General features: G+C 71.2%; 16 protein-coding genes and 1 pseudogene. 7 read left to right on the top strand and 10 right to left on the bottom strand.

The window, feature by feature from the left end:
- Positions 1-14 precede the first annotated feature (14 nt).
- Positions 15-758, bottom strand: a complete 744-nt coding sequence (locus tag ACFY12_RS13335; protein ID WP_390715905.1) for a DUF4097 domain-containing protein — start codon at positions 756-758, stop codon at positions 15-17.
- A 187-nt stretch (positions 759-945) separates the two neighbouring features.
- On the opposite strand from ACFY12_RS13335, the gene ACFY12_RS13330 reads away from it, so the two are divergent.
- Positions 946-1,263: a DUF1876 domain-containing protein gene (locus tag ACFY12_RS13330; protein ID WP_079123842.1), complete on the top strand. Its 318-nt coding sequence runs from the start codon at positions 946-948 to the stop codon at positions 1,261-1,263.
- A 15-nt stretch (positions 1,264-1,278) separates the two neighbouring features.
- On the opposite strand, the gene ACFY12_RS13325 is transcribed toward ACFY12_RS13330, so the two are convergent.
- The 4 genes from ACFY12_RS13325 to ACFY12_RS13310 form a co-directional block, all read right to left on the bottom strand.
- On the bottom strand, positions 1,279-2,610 hold the full coding sequence (locus ACFY12_RS13325) for an LCP family protein (protein ID WP_390715904.1): 1,332 nt from the start codon (positions 2,608-2,610) through the stop codon (positions 1,279-1,281).
- A gap of 337 nt (positions 2,611-2,947) precedes the next feature.
- Positions 2,948-3,196, bottom strand: coding sequence for a hypothetical protein (locus tag ACFY12_RS13320; protein ID WP_390715903.1), 249 nt, complete (start codon positions 3,194-3,196; stop codon positions 2,948-2,950).
- Positions 3,197-3,529: 333 nt separating this feature from the next.
- The gene (locus ACFY12_RS13315) at positions 3,530-4,495 is read right to left on the bottom strand and encodes a M56 family metallopeptidase (RefSeq protein WP_390715902.1); all 966 of its coding nucleotides are present in this window, start codon (positions 4,493-4,495) and stop codon (positions 3,530-3,532) included.
- 3 nt (positions 4,496-4,498) lie between these two features.
- The gene (locus ACFY12_RS13310) at positions 4,499-5,095 is read right to left on the bottom strand and encodes a BlaI/MecI/CopY family transcriptional regulator (RefSeq protein ID WP_390715901.1); all 597 of its coding nucleotides are present in this window, start codon (positions 5,093-5,095) and stop codon (positions 4,499-4,501) included.
- 182 nt (positions 5,096-5,277) lie between these two features.
- On the opposite strand from ACFY12_RS13310, the gene ACFY12_RS13305 reads away from it, so the two are divergent.
- Positions 5,278-5,853, top strand: a complete 576-nt coding sequence (locus tag ACFY12_RS13305) for a TerD family protein (RefSeq protein WP_390715900.1) — start codon at positions 5,278-5,280, stop codon at positions 5,851-5,853.
- Between the two features lie 132 nt (positions 5,854-5,985).
- On the opposite strand, the gene ACFY12_RS13300 is transcribed toward ACFY12_RS13305, so the two are convergent.
- Entirely contained in the window at positions 5,986-6,441 is a 456-nt protein-coding gene (locus tag ACFY12_RS13300) for a tellurite resistance TerB family protein (protein WP_390715899.1), read from the bottom strand.
- A gap of 362 nt (positions 6,442-6,803) precedes the next feature.
- On the opposite strand from ACFY12_RS13300, the gene ACFY12_RS13295 reads away from it, so the two are divergent.
- From ACFY12_RS13295 to ACFY12_RS13275, 5 genes and pseudogenes are all read left to right on the top strand, one after another.
- Entirely contained in the window at positions 6,804-7,052 is a 249-nt protein-coding gene (locus tag ACFY12_RS13295; protein ID WP_390715898.1) for a hypothetical protein, read from the top strand.
- Positions 7,053-7,092: 40 nt separating this feature from the next.
- Complete coding sequence (locus ACFY12_RS13290; RefSeq protein WP_390715897.1) at positions 7,093-7,536, top strand: DUF5994 family protein; 444 nt, start codon at positions 7,093-7,095, stop codon at positions 7,534-7,536.
- Positions 7,537-8,041: 505 nt separating this feature from the next.
- Positions 8,042-8,578 carry a DUF6344 domain-containing protein gene (locus tag ACFY12_RS13285; RefSeq protein ID WP_390715896.1) on the top strand — a complete coding sequence of 179 codons (537 nt, stop codon included), beginning with the start codon at positions 8,042-8,044 and terminating at the stop codon, positions 8,576-8,578.
- Positions 8,579-9,025: 447 nt separating this feature from the next.
- Positions 9,026-9,373 carry a hypothetical protein gene (locus ACFY12_RS13280; protein ID WP_390715895.1) on the top strand — a complete coding sequence of 116 codons (348 nt, stop codon included), beginning with the start codon at positions 9,026-9,028 and terminating at the stop codon, positions 9,371-9,373.
- A gap of 237 nt (positions 9,374-9,610) precedes the next feature.
- Positions 9,611-10,075: pseudogene (locus tag ACFY12_RS13275) on the top strand (transglycosylase family protein); the annotation flags it as partial.
- Between the two features lie 54 nt (positions 10,076-10,129).
- On the opposite strand, the gene ACFY12_RS13270 reads toward ACFY12_RS13275, so the two are convergent.
- From ACFY12_RS13270 to ACFY12_RS13255, 4 genes are all read right to left on the bottom strand, one after another.
- Positions 10,130-10,873, bottom strand: coding sequence for a class I SAM-dependent methyltransferase (locus ACFY12_RS13270; protein WP_390716267.1), 744 nt, complete (start codon positions 10,871-10,873; stop codon positions 10,130-10,132).
- A gap of 255 nt (positions 10,874-11,128) precedes the next feature.
- The gene (locus ACFY12_RS13265; protein WP_390715894.1) at positions 11,129-12,394 is read right to left on the bottom strand and encodes an aminotransferase class V-fold PLP-dependent enzyme; all 1,266 of its coding nucleotides are present in this window, start codon (positions 12,392-12,394) and stop codon (positions 11,129-11,131) included.
- 22 nt (positions 12,395-12,416) lie between these two features.
- On the bottom strand, positions 12,417-13,757 hold the full coding sequence (locus ACFY12_RS13260; protein WP_390715893.1) for a pyridoxal-phosphate dependent enzyme: 1,341 nt from the start codon (positions 13,755-13,757) through the stop codon (positions 12,417-12,419).
- On the bottom strand, positions 13,754-15,310 hold the full coding sequence (locus tag ACFY12_RS13255; RefSeq protein ID WP_390715892.1) for a Y4yA family PLP-dependent enzyme: 1,557 nt from the start codon (positions 15,308-15,310) through the stop codon (positions 13,754-13,756). The genes ACFY12_RS13260 and ACFY12_RS13255 overlap by 4 nt, the downstream gene beginning before the upstream one ends.

The raw sequence follows: 15,310 nt of genomic DNA, 5'->3' as shown, positions 1-15,310 counted from the left end.
CGGCAGGCGGACCGTCAGGCGGACTTCGCGGTGATGCTGCCGTTGGTGGTGGTCAGGTCGAGGCGATAGCGCCCCGCCGGGGCGTCGGGCACGGTGATGTCCTTGCTGCCGTTGGTGGTCCGGGTGGCTATTCGATAGTCGCCCTTCGGCACCGTCACGGTGATACCGCCGTTGGACGTCTTCGCCCGGACGTTCTGCGCGGTGGCCGGGGTGAGGTCGATCTCCCCGTTGGAGGTTTCGGCCGTGATGTGCGTGCCCGACAGGCCGCGTCCGGCGATCCGGCCGTTGGAGGTGTGGACGTCGACCGTGCCGGATACGTCGTCCAGCTCCACGGCCCCTGAGCTGGTGGTGACGTCCACCGCACCCACCTTCGTCAGATTCACCGCCCCGTTGGAGGTCTCACCGCTCACCGGGAGACCGGCCGGTACCTCGACCGTGTAACTCGCCGAGCAGTCGTCGCCGCAGTCGCCGAGCACCAGCACACCGCCCTCCACCCGGTGCGTCGCGCCCTCCGGACGGTCGCCGCGGTAGGTGACCGAGCGGTGGACCGACGCCGTGGCGCCGTCCGGCCCGCCGCTCTTGCCGCCGCGCACCGTGACACTGCCCGATTCGCCGTCGATCCGGATCGCCGTGATCTTCTTCGAGATCTTGGCGTCGTCCGTGAAGGTCTCGCCGGGCAGCAGTCCGCAGCCGCTGAGGCCCCCCGCTCCGATGCAGGCCAGCGCCACGGCCCCGATGATGCAGGCGCGCTTGTTCATGAAGTCCCCCCGATATGCCCAGAAGTTTCCGAGGCGGCCGGGCGTCTCCCTGCCCTGCGGCCACGGAGATCAGATTAGGGCGGGCACCGCGGGCCGGGGTATGGGGGAAACCCCCCATTTCCTGGTGCCACAACCCGGAGATCCGGCCTCTGAGCTGCGGTCTCTGAGCTGCGGTGCGACGATTTGTATGGGGGCAGGTCCTGTGCTGCGTGTGGGAGGTACGAGGAGGCTTCCGGTGACCACGAAGACATGGAACGCCGAGATCACCATTACCGAGAAGGGCAGCGAGGTCAGCGCCGAGGCCCGGCTGCGCGGCAAGGAAGGCGGTCAGATGGTCGGCCAGGGGACGGCTCGCTGCAACCCCACCGATGAGAACGTCCCGGCCATCGGCGACGAGTTGGCGGTGGCCCGGGCGATGTCGCACCTCAGCCACCAGCTGCTGCAGCGGGCCGCACACGACATCGAGGTGCACACGGCCCAGCCGGTGGAGCGACTGCACGCCTGACGGAGACGGCAGGGGCTATTCCCCTGCCTCCGCCGGAAAGTCCGGCCCGATCGTCAGCGTCACCATGCCCGGCGCCGCGGTGGCCGACTCCGCCGCCTTGGTGCCGGGCAGGCGCGCGGCGAGCACCTCGCCCTGCGGCCCGAGCCCGGCGGGGTAGGTGAGGGCGGTCTTGTCCGTCGCGGGGGCGTTGCCGGTGCCGACGACCGTGAAGCCGAGCTTGCGCAGCCGCTCGGCGGCGGAGGCGGCCTGGCCGGGGGTACCGGTGCCGTTGAGGACACGGACCCGGACGGAGCGCGCGGTCACCGGGTTCTTCGCGGCCTCCTCGAACTTCTTCTTCCCCGCGGCGCCGGTCTCGCGGTCGTGGGCGAGGCCGCTGAACAGCTCGCCGGCCTGCGGGTATTGCCAGACCACATTGGCCTTGTCGGTGGGGACATCCGCCTCGCGCGGGTAGTTGGGGACGGTGAGGAAGGTGAGGCGGTCGGAGGGGATGTCCTTGACCGTCGAGGCGAGGTCGTAGAGCGGCTTGAGCCCGGCCAGCTCCTTGTCGGTGGTGAGGGACTTGGTCGCCGAGTCCAGGAAGCCGTAGAGATCGCCGGGGCTGGTGAGTTTGGACTGTGCCTTGGCGGCCAGGGCCTTCATGAACTCCTGCTGGCGGCCGATGCGGCCGAGGTCGGAGCCGTCGCCGACGCTGTAACGGGTACGGACGTAGCCGAGCGCCTGCTCGTCCTTGACGGTCTGGCAACCTGCGGCCATGTCCAGGTGGGCCTTCTTGTCGTGGATGGCGTGTCGGGGGCAGACCTCTATGCCGCCCAGGGCGTTGACCATGCCCTTGAAGCCCTGGAAGTCGACCGAGGTGAAGTGGTCGATGCGCAGACCGGTGTTCTTCTCGACGGTCTTGATCGTGCAGGCTGCGGCCTTGGAGATGTCACCGGTGTCACCGCCGATCGAGAACGCCTCGTTGATCTTGAAATGGTGCGGGGCCGAGGGCGAACCGTTGCCCTGGGTGCAGGCGGGAATCTGTACCCAGGAGTCGCGGGGGAAGGACACCGCGGTGGCCCACTGATGGTCGGCGGAGATGTGCAGCACCATCAGCGTGTCCGACTGCATGGTGGTCAGGTTCCGGCCGTACTTGGCGTTGGCGCCGGCACGGCTGTCCGACCCGACGACCAGGATGTTCTTGGAGCCGGGGCTGAGGTTGACCGGCCGGTCGCCGTCCAGACCGATGTTCGCGCCGTTGATGTTGCCGTCGAGATGCTGGTAGACCCACGCGCCGACGCCGGCCGTGCCGAGCAGCAGGACGCCGAGGATGCCGCCGGTCCAGGCCACGATGCGACCGCGCCGGGTCATCCGCACGCCACCGGAGCCGCCCGGACCACCTGAAGCGCCCGCACCGGATGGCCTTCGCGCACCACGTGATCTGCTCGGCCCACCCGCCCTAGCGGACCCGTCGGGTCGAGGGGAGGGGCCGGAGGGCTTACGGCGGGCGCCGGTGCCGGCGGGACGTGCGGTGTCGCCGGTACGGGACGAGCGGGGCGTGCCGCTGCCTCGTCGGGCCGACTGCTGATGCGTCTGCCTGTCATGCACGCCGGAGGCCCTTCTGGTGCTTGCTGCTTGCTGCTTGGTGCTTGTTTCACGTGAAACCGCGCTCATGAGCGGCGACAGCGGTGACCGGCACGGGTGCGGGTCAGATGCCGTCGCTGGGCAGGAGCCGGATGGACTCGGGATCGTAACGGTGCCACTGGGGGCCGTCGCCACCGGGCAGCGTCCGCAGCCGGCACCACACGTCGCCGGCATCGTCTGTCCACCAGGCGCTGATCCGCCCCAAGTCCCAGCTGCCGTCCGGGTATTGGACCTCGACAGGCTGATAGACCCACCGCACCTCCGTCTCTGGAGGCGGGCAGTCCCAGCTCAGGAGTCCGCACCTCGTCGCCATCTCCCCCTTCGGCCGCGCCCGTTGCGCATGTGCGACAACTCTACCGGGAACTTCTACAGGTGTGTAGAAGTTGGCTGCCATGAGACGTCCTGGCGATCAGTGTGCCTCCCTGGCAGCCCCATTGCCCCGGGAACGCGAAACCGGGCGACAGTGGGGGCCGGGCGTCAGTGGGGCCGGGGATCGGATGGAGCCGGGCGTCAGTGAAGGCCGGCGTCGGCAGGCGGCAGGCGGCAGGCGGCAGGCGGCGGGCGTCGGCGCGGGCTCGGGGTGTCGGCGGGAGCCCCCGGGCGGGCTCGGGATGTCGGCGGGAGCCCCCGGGGCGCCGTCGGGACGTCAGAGCGGTGTCGCCGCCTTGAGGACGAGGAACAGTGCCACCGCCGCGTTGAGCGCGGAGACCGCGGACGCGGCGGTTCCGGCGGCGGCCATCAGCGCGGCCAGCCCCGCCCGGGTCAGCGCCGGCGGCCACTGCCGGGCCGGCGGTACTGGGCCGAGCAGCGCCGCCACCCGGCGCGGTACCGGCCCCGGTTCCGGCGCCGCGAAGTGCGCCAGCTCCGGAGCGGGCGCGGGCCGCGCGATCAGCGCCGCCTTGCCCACGGCCCGGGCGGTCAGCCGCCGGTCGCCGACCACCCGCGCGGCCTCCTCGTCCGCCCAGCGCTCGGTGGCGAAGGCGACCGCGGAACGCAGCGGCAGCAGCAGCGGGTTGACGCAGCCGGCCAGGCGTACGGCGAGCAGATAGCGGTGATGGCGGCAGCGCAGATGCGCGTGCTCATGGGCGAACAGCGCGCGCCGCTCGTCGCCGTCCAGGCTGCGCAGCATCCCTCGGGAGACCGCGATCCGGCCGGGCCGCGCGGGCCGTCCGGGGCGGGCCGGGGTGCCGGGCACGGCGTAGGCGTACGGCTCGTCGTCCGGCAGCACAGCGGGATCGGCGCCGGCCGGCAGTGCGTCCAGGGCGTGGTGCGTACGGGCCCGCACCCGGCGGTGCCGGCGCAGTGCGGCACCACACGTGAGGAGGGCGGTGGTCAGCAGGGGAATCGCGGCGGAGCCGGCGACCTCGGCGTACGGGACCGCGGCCCGCACCTCCGGATCGGACCACCCGTCCGGCAGTGGATTGCCGGGCAGTTGGGCGGTGCCCACGACCATCAGCAGTGCCAGGCAGAGCGTGCTGCACAGGCCGAGGACGGCGCCGAGCAGGGTCAGCAGGCGGGTGGTGGCGCGCGGGTGGAGGTGCTGCTCCGCGAGCCGGGCGATCGGCAGCGCGGTGAGCGGCAGGACGAGCGGCAGGAACACGAAGACGCCCACCGGTCAGGCTCCGTCTCCGTGTGCTTCGCCCTCGGGCCGGCCCTCGCCGACGGGCCCGGCGGCCGTGGCGTGGCCGGGCCCGGCTTCGTGGGCGCCGTCGTGGGCTTTGGCTTCGGCTTCGGCCTGGGCTTCCGCTTCGGCCTGGGCTTCGGCTTCGTCGGCGCGGTCCAGGAGGGCGCGCAGCAACTGCTCGTCGTGCTCCGAGAGCGCGGAGACGAAGCTGGTCAGTACGGCATCCCGGTCCGGTTCACCGTCCAGGACGCGGCGCATCCGCAGCGCGGCGAGCCCCGCCTCGTCGGCGGCCGGCGTCCATACGTAGGCGCGGCCGGACCGCTCGCGGGTGACGGCCTGCTTGGCGTGCAGCCGGGAGAGGATCGTCATCACGGTCGTGTACGCGAGGTCCCCGTCGAGTCGTTCCTGCACCCAGGCGGCGGTGACCGGGCCCGGCGCATGGTGCAGCGCGGCCAGCACCTGAGCCTCCAGCTGGCCCTGGCCGCGTCGGCGGGCGCGCTCGCGACCGGTGCCGCCGAGGTCGCCCAGCCTTGCCCGGCCTGGGGTGCCGCCGACGCCCAGCGCCTTGCCGAAGGGCGTGCCGCCCATGCCGTCGCCTCCCAACGCGCGGTGTCCCCGGGCAGGGACGTCGGCGCATTTTACTGAGTGGCCGGATCCATGCGGTCGCAGCCGGGCTTGTCGCCGGACGCCGCAGATTCCGGACCCATATTTCTACACTCCTGTAGATTTTGAGCCAGACCCGGAACACAGGCAATACCTGGAGGGAAGCCATGGGAGTCTCGCTGGCCAAGGGCGGCAACGTCTCGCTGTCGAAGGAAGCGCCCGGACTGACCGCGGTCACGGTCGGCCTCGGCTGGGACGTACGGACGACGACAGGCGCCGATTACGACCTGGACGCCAGTGCGCTGCTGTGCACCGAGTCGGGCAAGGTCGCCTCGGACGCACACTTCGTCTTCTACAACAACCTCACCAGCCCGGACGGTTCGGTCCAGCACACCGGCGACAACCTGACCGGTGAGGGCGAGGGGGACGACGAGTCCATCAACGTCAGGCTGGCCGAGGTGCCTGCCGAGATCGCGAAGATCGTCTTCCCGGTCTCCATTCATGACGCGGCGAGCCGCGGGCAGAGTTTCGGCCAGGTACGCAACGCTTTCATCCGCGTCGTCAACCAGGCGGACGGGGCCGAGCTGGCCCGCTACGACCTGAGCGAGGACGCCTCGACCGAGACCGCGATGGTCTTCGGTGAGCTGTACCGGCACGGTGCGGAGTGGAAGTTCCGCGCGGTGGGCCAGGGGTACGCGTCCGGCCTGGCGGGCATCGCCGCGGACTTCGGCGTCAATGTCTGAGTTCTGAGGTCTGAGTCAACGTCCGAGGTCTGACTTCGGCGTTGATGTCTGAGGGTTGGCCTGGTTCTGAGGGCTGACCTGGTTCGGGGGCGGGTCGTCGGCTGACGGCCCGCCCCTCCCCGCGCTCGGGTCTCAGAGGTCGAACTCCGCCGGCGCGACGCCCAGCGCGAAGCACGCCTCGCGCACCACTGCCTGCTCCGTCTTGTCGAAGTTCCCGTCCGCGCCGCCGATCACGATGCCGATCTGGATCACGGCACGCGCCTCGGTCGGCTTCTTCTTCACCTTGCCCACCTCCTGCAACACGCTCACCTTGCCGAAGTCGAAGTCCGCGGTGAGCTTGTCGAGGTAGCCGTCGAAGCGGCGCTGGAGATCGTCCGCCGCGAAGTTCTGCAGCACTTCGTTGGACGCGATGAGCTGCGCCACCCGTCGGCGCTCCGACGGGTCGATGGTGCCGTCGGCGGCGGCCACCAGCGCGCACATCGCCATGCTCGCGTCGCGGAAGGCGCCGCTCTTGAGCTCGTTCTTCGTGGCGACGAGCTGGGACTGCATCGTCTGCGCGGAATCCTTGATCCGGTCCCACAGGGCCATGGGAATCTCCTCCGTCGATGAAGAAATGGTCAGGCAGCAATGGTCATGCGTAAGTAAAATCTACAGTGTTGTAGATGTTTGCCTTCGATGGCCCCCGCTGAGACCTCCGGTGCCCCCCGCTGGGAGTGGCGGGGGGAGCGGTACGGGGCGCATCGAGAGGTATTGGCGTCGGCAGGAAGTATCGACGTGGGAAAGAAGTATCAACGTCTATAGGGGGGTTTGCGGGGGCGCTGCGGGGTACCGTGGAACCACCGGACCGTGGAAACCACCGGTACACCGAAGAAGGCCGAAGAAGGCCGCAGGAAGCCCAGGGACACCGAGGCGAGCCGAGGCATACCGAGGGATTCGGTGAGGTGAGCACCATGCAGACTCTGTTGACCGTGGTCGTGCTGCTGGCGCTGGTTGCGCTGGGCGTGCTGTTCATCCACCGGGTCAATGCCCAGACAGCCGGTCGGATGGCCACCCATCACCGGTACGCGGACTGGAAGCGGTCGATGCGGCAGCGGGTGCACGGGCGGCCGTACGACGGAGCCCGCCCCGGCCCCCGTACGACCGGTCCGCCGTCCCCTTCCGGTGCCGGTACCGGCACCGGTAAGGGCAAGGACCGGTGACCACGACCGGGTAGCGGCCCGCCGTATCAGGAGCCCCCGCATGACCACCGACCCCGACCCCGCGGACCGGGCCCGCCCGGCCTGGCCCCCGCACCACGCTCCGCCGCCCATCGCCCGCCTGGCCATTGCCCCGCACGCCGACACGGTGCGGCGCATCGACGGCGCCTGGTGGCCGCACTCGGCCGACCTCCTGGACGAACTCCCCGATCTGCTCAGCGCGTTGCCGTTCGACTGGCCGCGGATCACCCATGCCACCGTCAACGGAACCGGCTGGCCCGCGTTCCCCGCCCACATCCTCGTCTCCGGCCATGTGGTCCGCCTCCGCCGGACCGCCGCCCGCCGTCCGGGGCCGGACACCATCTGCCTGGTCTCCACCGGCCACGGCCGGTGGGACCTCGCGATCATCCCGCCCGATACCCCCGAAGCCGAGGCCGTCCGCCTCATGGCGGAAATGGCCCGCACAGGGCAGCCGACGCCCGCTTGAACCGGCGGGCGGCCTGACGTGATCGGTTCACCGCCCGGCGGTCTGACGAGGCCGGTTCACCGCCCGGCGGTCTGACGAGGCCGGTTCGCCGGCTGGGGAAGGGGCGCCCGGGGGAGGGGCACCTGGGGGCAGGGCGGCCGTAACCCGAGACTCCGCTGTGCGCATCCGCCGGTGCCCTGCCCAGTGCGCTCGCAGCGGCCTCACCGCTCCGTCGACCGCCGCTGACGGTCACCCCTACCTGCGGATTGACCGCGGTGGCTACTGCGGACGGGTGGTGTTCATCGGAAGAACGCCGATCCGGGGGCGTCGGTCCGTGAATCCTCCCATTGCGTACTCATCATAAGAAAACGCAACAGAAGCGGCGCACCGTAGCGAGACGAGCGGAGCGGTGCAACTGAGGCAGCGCAACGGAAGTACGCGCATACGGCGAGAAGCAAGCGCTGGCGTAGCAGCGCAGAGGAAGCAACGGATCTCTCGGGGAGATCCTGACCGAAAGCGAGGGACCATGGCTGCGACCAAGGTCATGAAGTTCTGGGCGATGTGCCTTGCCCTGCTCGGCAAGCTGCTGGCAGCCCTGGGTGTCTCCGCGCCGGCGTCGGCCGCGCGTCGTGAGGCCGCGCTGTACGAGCGGACCTTGGGCGACGGGACCACGGGCACCGGCACCCCCGGAGACGAGGTCCCCGAGGCGGTGCGCCGCGCCGAGCCCGAACCCGACCGTGACCCGGACGCAGGCACTCCTGTGGTGCCGGCCGCGCGAGCCGTGCCCCGCGTTCCCGCGCCACGCTCCGTACCGCTGTACGGCCAAGGCTGGCCTGTGGGCTGGACGTTCGCTCGGCCGGAGCTGCCGCCGACGATCAAGCAGCGCATCAGCGCCGAGGCGCACGGAGCCTCTCCGGGCCTGCGCAGCCGCCGTATCCGCGGCATCGAGCCGCTGTCCACCGCGCGTGGCGGAGCCAAGCGGCACAGCGGTACGTATGCGGACGCGCGTGCCGCGATCATCCCCGCGGCCCGTCGCCACGCACCCACCGCCCGCACCATCTGAGCGGTACCCAGCGGAGCGGTACGCGCCTGAGCGGTGCATGCCTGAGCGGTATACGCCTACGGCGCGGACGATGCGTACAGCGCGGATGATGCGCAGTCACGGACGATGCGTACGGAACGGACGACGTAGCGGTGTTTCACGTGAAACACCGGCCGACGTGAACCACCCATAAAACGTCCGGAGTTGAACCTCCGGAGATCGCCGCAGGAGTTTCCCCGGAGTCCCATCCCCCGGATTTCTAACTGCGCGCTGCCGCGCGCCGTCGTGTGCCGTCGTGCGCCGCTGTCCCACGTCATCGCGTGGAGGGAAAAACAGCCGGTGTGCGGCGCCGATATGCGTTCCAGGGCCATTCTGGTACTGCCCGGAACACGCATAGTGGCCAAGGCCCGTACCGCAGAAGGGCATGGGCCGGACGGAGCAGAATCCATGACGACGGAGCGGCAAGCGGTGACGACGACCCGAGCGACGGACGCGGCGCAGACGACGAAGACAGCGGAGACAGCGGAGACGGCGGAGACGGCGGATACGGCGGATACGGCGGAGAAGACGAAGAAGGCGGAGAAGGTCAGGGAAGCGGAGGAGGCGCATCACGCCCTCCGCAGGGCACTGCGGCACGCGGGTATCCAGCTTCCCGCGATGGACGTCCGCCCTGTCCGGCGCCTCGACGGTGACGGCTACGCGCTGTTGAACCTCGGCGAGTGCTCCGCCCCGGTGGCCCGTGCGCTCGCGGACGTCATCGAGAAGGGCTCGGCCCTGCCGGGCGAGGTGGTACGGAATTGCGAAGGCACGCCGTGACCGAGGGGAGAGCTCAAGCAGCTCAAGCAGCTCAAGCGGATCGGGCGGCTCAAGCAGCTGGGGCAGATCCGCGCACCGCCTCCCCTGGGCTCCCCTGCGCCCACCTGGGTGAAACACGCGCATGTCGCACCGCGCGGGAGAGCTGAAAAGCCTATTGGCGGGTTAGTTGGGGCGTGACCCCGGCCGTGGCGGCTGGTCCGCCACGGCGTTGCCGGAGCACTGCGGAGGATTCCCGTGATGCCGTCACACCCCCCTGAACGTTCCCTGCCGCACCCCGCCGAACGGTCCCCCTCACCCCTCGCCGTACGGCCCCCGCCGCACCCCGCCCCCTGGTCCCCGTCACCCGTCATCAGGCGGCCCGCCGGGACGCTGCTGTGCCTGCTGCTCGTCCCGCTGGCCGCCCTCGGCCTGGCCGCCCCGGCCGCTGCCGGCCCGTCCGTGTCCGGTGGCCCGTCCCTGTCCGGTGGCCCAGCCGTATCCGCCGGCCCGCCGGTACCCGACTGGGAGCGCATCGCCTTCTGCGAGTCAGGCGGCCGCTGGCACATCAACACCGGCAACGGCTACCACGGCGGCCTGCAGATCGACCCCGCCACCTGGCGCGCCTACGGCGGCGACCGCTACGCCCCGCGCGCCGACCTCGCCAGCCGCGAGGAACAGATCGCCATCGGTGAGCGCATTGTCCGCGAGCGCGGAATGTCCGCCTGGCCCAACTGCGCCTACGTCAGCGCCGCCCTTGCCGACCGGGCTGCCGCCGCCTCAGCGCACCGCCACCAGGATGTGGCTGTTGCCGAACTGCCAGACCGCGCCGATCTGCGCGAAGCCGGCCTCGCGCAGCAGGGCGGTGTGGCCCGAGAGGGTCAGGTCCTCGCCTGCGCTGGTGGGCAGGGGACGGCTGCGGCGTTCGTCGAGCAGGGCGGCCAGTTCGGGGTCGGTGCCGGCGGCGGCCCACCAGGAGTCCCAGTCCTCGTGCGTGAAGGCGCGTAGCCGTTCGGCGCGGCGGTGGCCGATGGTGCGGGCCAGCTCGGTGATCCGCTCGGCGTCCTGGCAGAGATGGTCGCCGTTGACGAGGACGCCGCCGGGGCGGAGGCGGTCCGCCAGGTCCCGGTAGACCTGGCGGAGGGCCGGTTCGTCGAGGTAGTGCAGCGCCGTGGTGGAGACGGCCGCGTCGAGCGGGCGGTCCAGGGCGAGGGCGTCGAGCCAGCCGGGGCGGCCGATCACGGCTTCGACGTAGCGAGCGGCGGAGCCGTAGTGCGAGCGGCCCAGTTCGAGGAGGAGGGGGTCGGCGTCGACGGCCACGATCTCGGCGTGCGGCAGCCGGCCGGCGAGACGGGCCGCCAGGGCGCCCGGACCGCAGCCGAGGTCGACGATGAGGGGGGCGGGGCGGCCGGCGGTGATGTGCTCGACCACATCGGCGATCACGGTGAGCCGCTCGTCGCGGTCGACCGCGTACCGCTGTTGCTGCTCCTCCCAGCGGTGCACCCAGCGGGCCGCGGTCGCCATACTCACGCCGGAAGTGCCCACCCTCACGCTGGAAGTGCCCGCACTCACGCCGGAAGGACCCGTACTCACGCCGGAAGTCCCCACCCTCACGCCGGAAGTGCCCGCACTCGCGCCGGAAGCGCCCACGCTCACGCCGGAAGTGCCCCGTACCTCCGGCGTTCCGCCCGGCCCCTGTCCCATCCCCGTCGCCGTCCCCGACACCGCAGCATCACACCCATGGTCACAACGATGATCGTCACTGATTGATTGTGAAAATCATTGCAGACTGGTGAGGGTGGAGAGTAGCGCGTCCACCTCCTCGGGGGTGTTGTGCACGTGCAGGCTCACCCGTACGGAGCCGTCCTTCGCACCGGCGTCCGTGCCGGCCTGGCAGTGGTGGTCGGAGCGGACCATGAAGCCATGGCTGTAGAGGATGAAGCCCAGGTCGTTGGAGCTGATGTCGCGGTGCCGGAAGGTGACGATGCTGCGGCGGCGCTGGACCTCGGATGCGGCCGGCAGGCTCGCCCGGCAGCCGAGGATCTGGTACGGAGCCAGCCGGCTCAGGCCGTCGGTCAGCCGGGCGGCGAGCGCCACCGTCCAGCGTTCGATACGGTCCGGACCCGCCGCGTCCAGCCAGTCCAGGGCCGCCGCCAGCCCGGCGATACCGGCGGTGTTGGGGGTGCCCGGCCAGCCTCCGGGGCGGAAGGCGGGGCCGCGTGCCCCCCGGGACCAGAGGGCGCCGGTGCCCGGCGGGGCCAGCGCCTTGTGCCCGGAGAACACCACGAAATCCACGTCGAGTTCGGCCAGGGAGACCGGGAGATGGCCGACGCTCTGGGCGGCGTCGAGGCAGATGGGGATGTCCGGGCCGGCCGTCTCGCGGAGGCGGTGGACGTTCATGTCGCCGCCGTAGACGTGGTGGACGTGGGTGGCCGCGATGAAGCGGGTGTGGGGGGTGAGGTGGGCGGCGAGCGCCGCCGGGTCGTAGTCGCCGGAACTTGTCTGGTAAGGGAGTTGGCGGACCTGGATGTGGGTGCCGCGCCGGCTCAGCAGCTGCTGGGCCTCCAGCCAGGGGTCGAGATTCGCCCGGTGGTCGGCGAACGGGACGATGATCTCGTCGCCGTCGGTGAGGAGGGCGGGCAGCCAGTCGAGGGCGACGGTGCGGAGGCCCTCGGTGGTGCCGCTGGTGAAGTGGACGGCGGAGCGGCCGGGGTCCGGGTCGTGGAGGAAGCGTTTGACCTGGTCGCGGGTCCGCTCGACCAGGGCCGTGGTGGCGTTGGCCCAGGGGTACGTGCCGCGGCCGGCGTTGGCGTTGGAAGTGGTGAGGTAGGTGTGCACGGCGTCCAGGACGGCCTGTGGCTTCTGCGAGGTGGCCGCGTTGTCGAGGTAGGCCAGCTCCGGGTGAGCCGTGATGATCGGGAACTGGGCGCGCAGCGGCGCCTGCCACGATCGCAGGTCTGCCAGGTCGTCCGAAGTGCCGTCCGAGGTGCCGTCCGGGGTGCCGTCCGGGGTGTCGTCCGAGGTGCCGTCCGAGGTGCTGTCCATAGGGCGACCTGTGCCCCCCATGTCAGTCACGCACCAGGGGAGCGCCGGCGTCGCGCCAGGCGATGATGCCGCCCGCCAGGCTGCGGACATCGGGGTGGCCCATACGGGTCAGCAGCGCCGCGTACCGCGCGGACTTCTCGCCGACCGGACAGGCCAGCAGGACCGGCTGCCGCTTGCTGAACGGCAGGCCGCCGCGGAGGAGTTCGTCGAAGAGCTCGTCGACGATGTTGACCGAGCCGTCGATGTGCAGTGCGGCGTACGCGAACGGGCCGCGCAGGTCCACCACCAGCGGATGTTCGGTGGCGATCCACTTCTGGGCGTCGGCGGTGTCGAGGGCGGTGGCCGCGCGCACCTCGGCATCGGTGAGGGTGGCCACGGAGTTCTTCACCGGCGGGCGGCCCAGCAGCTCGGGGCGGCGCTCGCGGATGTAGCTGAGGTAGCTCTCGACGCGGTCACAGATGATGAAGACGGCGGTCCGGGGGGCAGGAGGCCGGGGAGCGGACCCGGTCAACTCGGCCTCCACCGCGCGGAGATGACGTACCGCGCCGTGGTACGCGGCGCCGCCCGTGGGGCCGGAGAGCAGACCGCAGCGGCGGATCAGTGTCAGCATCCCGTCGATCGCCTCGTCGGCGTCGACCGCTTCGATCGTGTCGTACGTGGCCGGGTCGAACAGGCCCACCTCGTGCACCTCGTCGACATTGCGGATGCCCGGTATGAAGTCGGACTTCTGGCCGACCAGCCCGACCACCCGTACCGCCGGGTCGTGGGCGCGCAGCACCCTGGCCACCCCCGTGGACGATCCGGCGGTGCCCACGCAGGCGAAGAACCAGTCCGGGGCCCGGCCGCCGAGGTCGGCCAGGATCTCCGGCCCGGTGCCGGTCGCGTGCGCCTCGGTGTTGAGGGCATTGAAGTACTGGTCGGTGTGCAGGCTCGGGCTGCCGGGCCGGGACAGCTCCTGGTGGAAGAGGGTGAGCGGGTCCTCGGCGTCGGTGGGGTCGAGGCACTCGGTCTGTCCGGGCAACTCCTCGATCTCCGCGCCCAGCAGCAGAAGCAGCTCCTTGATCTCCGGGACCCGCATCCGGTTGGTGACGCTCTTGAACGACAGGCCGTGCATGCCCGCGATCACGGCCAGTGCCTTGGCGGTGTTCCCGCTGGACAGCTCGATGACGGTCGCACCGCGCTCGACCGCGTCCGGCAGCCCCGGCCGTGCCATATGCCAGGCCGCCCGGTCCTTGACCGAGCCGAACGGGTTGAGCATCTCCAGCTTTGCGTAGAGGTCGATATGACGCAGACCGTGCACCGCCGGATCGATACGGACCAATGGGGTGTCGCCGATGGCGTCGGTGATGCTGTCGTACCTCATGCCTGAAGTCCCCCTGACGGTGAGATCGGCCAGTACCGCTCATCGAGGCACCAGCGCCAGGAACCGCCCTCCTCCCAGGCGGCGGCCTTGCGTGCGACGGGCTGTCGCTGCGCGCTGGTGGCGCTGAAGTCCATGCAGTATCCGGCGGTGTTGGCGAACGCGAGCAGATCGCCCGGGCGCGGAAGACGGGGCAGGAAGACGGCTCTGCGGGTGATCAGGTCGGCCTCCAGGCAGAGGCTGCCGGCGAGGTACACGGCGGACGGCTCCGCGCCGGACGGGGAGTTGGCCCCGGTGTCGGCCGGTGTGCCGTCACGGGGTACCAGCACCGGGTCCATCAGGACCCCGTGTTCCTCCAGCGCGACGTCGCCGGCCGTCATGGCCAGCCGTACGATCCGGTCGCCGGTGTCCGTCCGCCGCACCTCCAGCACCCTGGCCAGGGACAGTCCGCACTGGTCGACCAGCGCCCGGCCGGGCTCGCTGTAGAGGTCGTAGAGGTTTTCCAGCAGCAGGGTGCCCAGCGGGCGGCCGTCGAGCGCCGCGGCGGGCCGGGACAGCAGCGCGTCCAGATAGGCGGCACCGGAGAGCGGGCGGTGGGCGGGGTACAGGCTCAGCGCGCCGCGCAGGGTGCCGTTCTCGACCCGCAGGCCGTAGCCGTGCCCGTGCCAGGTCAGGGGCGGTCGGCGGCCCAGTACGGCGTGGGTGAGGGCGGTGGTGTAGCGGTCCCAGTCCTCGGCGCGGGCAAGGTAGTTGGTGCCGAAGCCGCCTCCGATGTCGATGGCCCACGGCCGGGCACCCCCCTTGCCCGCCGGGCCTGGGAGGTCCCCCCATCGGCGCCGTAAGACGTCCAACGCCCGCAGACAGCCTTCGAGCGCGATCGCCTTCTCGTCGAGGCTGGTGGTGTCGAGGTGGTAGGCCACTCCGACCGGTTCGATGACGTCCTTGTGCCGCACCAGCTCGTCCAGCAGCCCGTCCAGCGCCTTCGCGGACGTCCCGAAGCGGCTCTGCCGTGAGCGCACCGTGATCCCGGACGCCGCCTCGAATCCCGACAGCCGCAGCAGGACCCGCAGCCGGGCCAGGCCGCGGCCGCGGACGAGGGCGGCGAGTTCGGCCAGCTCCTCCTGGCCGTCGACGCCGACGGTGACCCCGCTCAGCGCGGCGAGCCAGCGGAACTCCGGATCCTTGGGCCCCGTTGCCATGATCCGGTCCGGCGCGAAGCCGGCTCCCAGCGCGTGCTGCAACTCACCCAGCGACGCCACATCGATACCGGCGCCGGTCGCCGCGAGCCGGCGCACCAGGGCGCTCGAACGATTCGCCTTGTGCGCGAAGAACACCTGGCCGGCCAGGCTGTGCCGCCGGTGCACGGCGCGGAACCGCTCGACGTTCCCGGCCAGCCGCTCCGGGAGGACGACATTGAGCGGCGAACCCAGTGCGTCGACGAGCGAGTGGAGGAACGCCGACGCGCTCAGCAGCGACGCCAGCGGCGGCTCCAAGTGCGGTCGCAGAAGCAGCGGTTCCGGACGTATCGGTTCCGGGTGCAGAGGGGCAGCGTTCAT

Source organism: Streptomyces sp. NPDC001339 (assembly GCF_042895955.1).
Taxonomy (GTDB): Bacteria; Actinomycetota; Actinomycetes; order Streptomycetales; family Streptomycetaceae; genus Streptomyces.
Note: the sequence above shows the minus strand (reverse complement) of the source record. Positions and strands in the feature narration are given on the sequence as shown.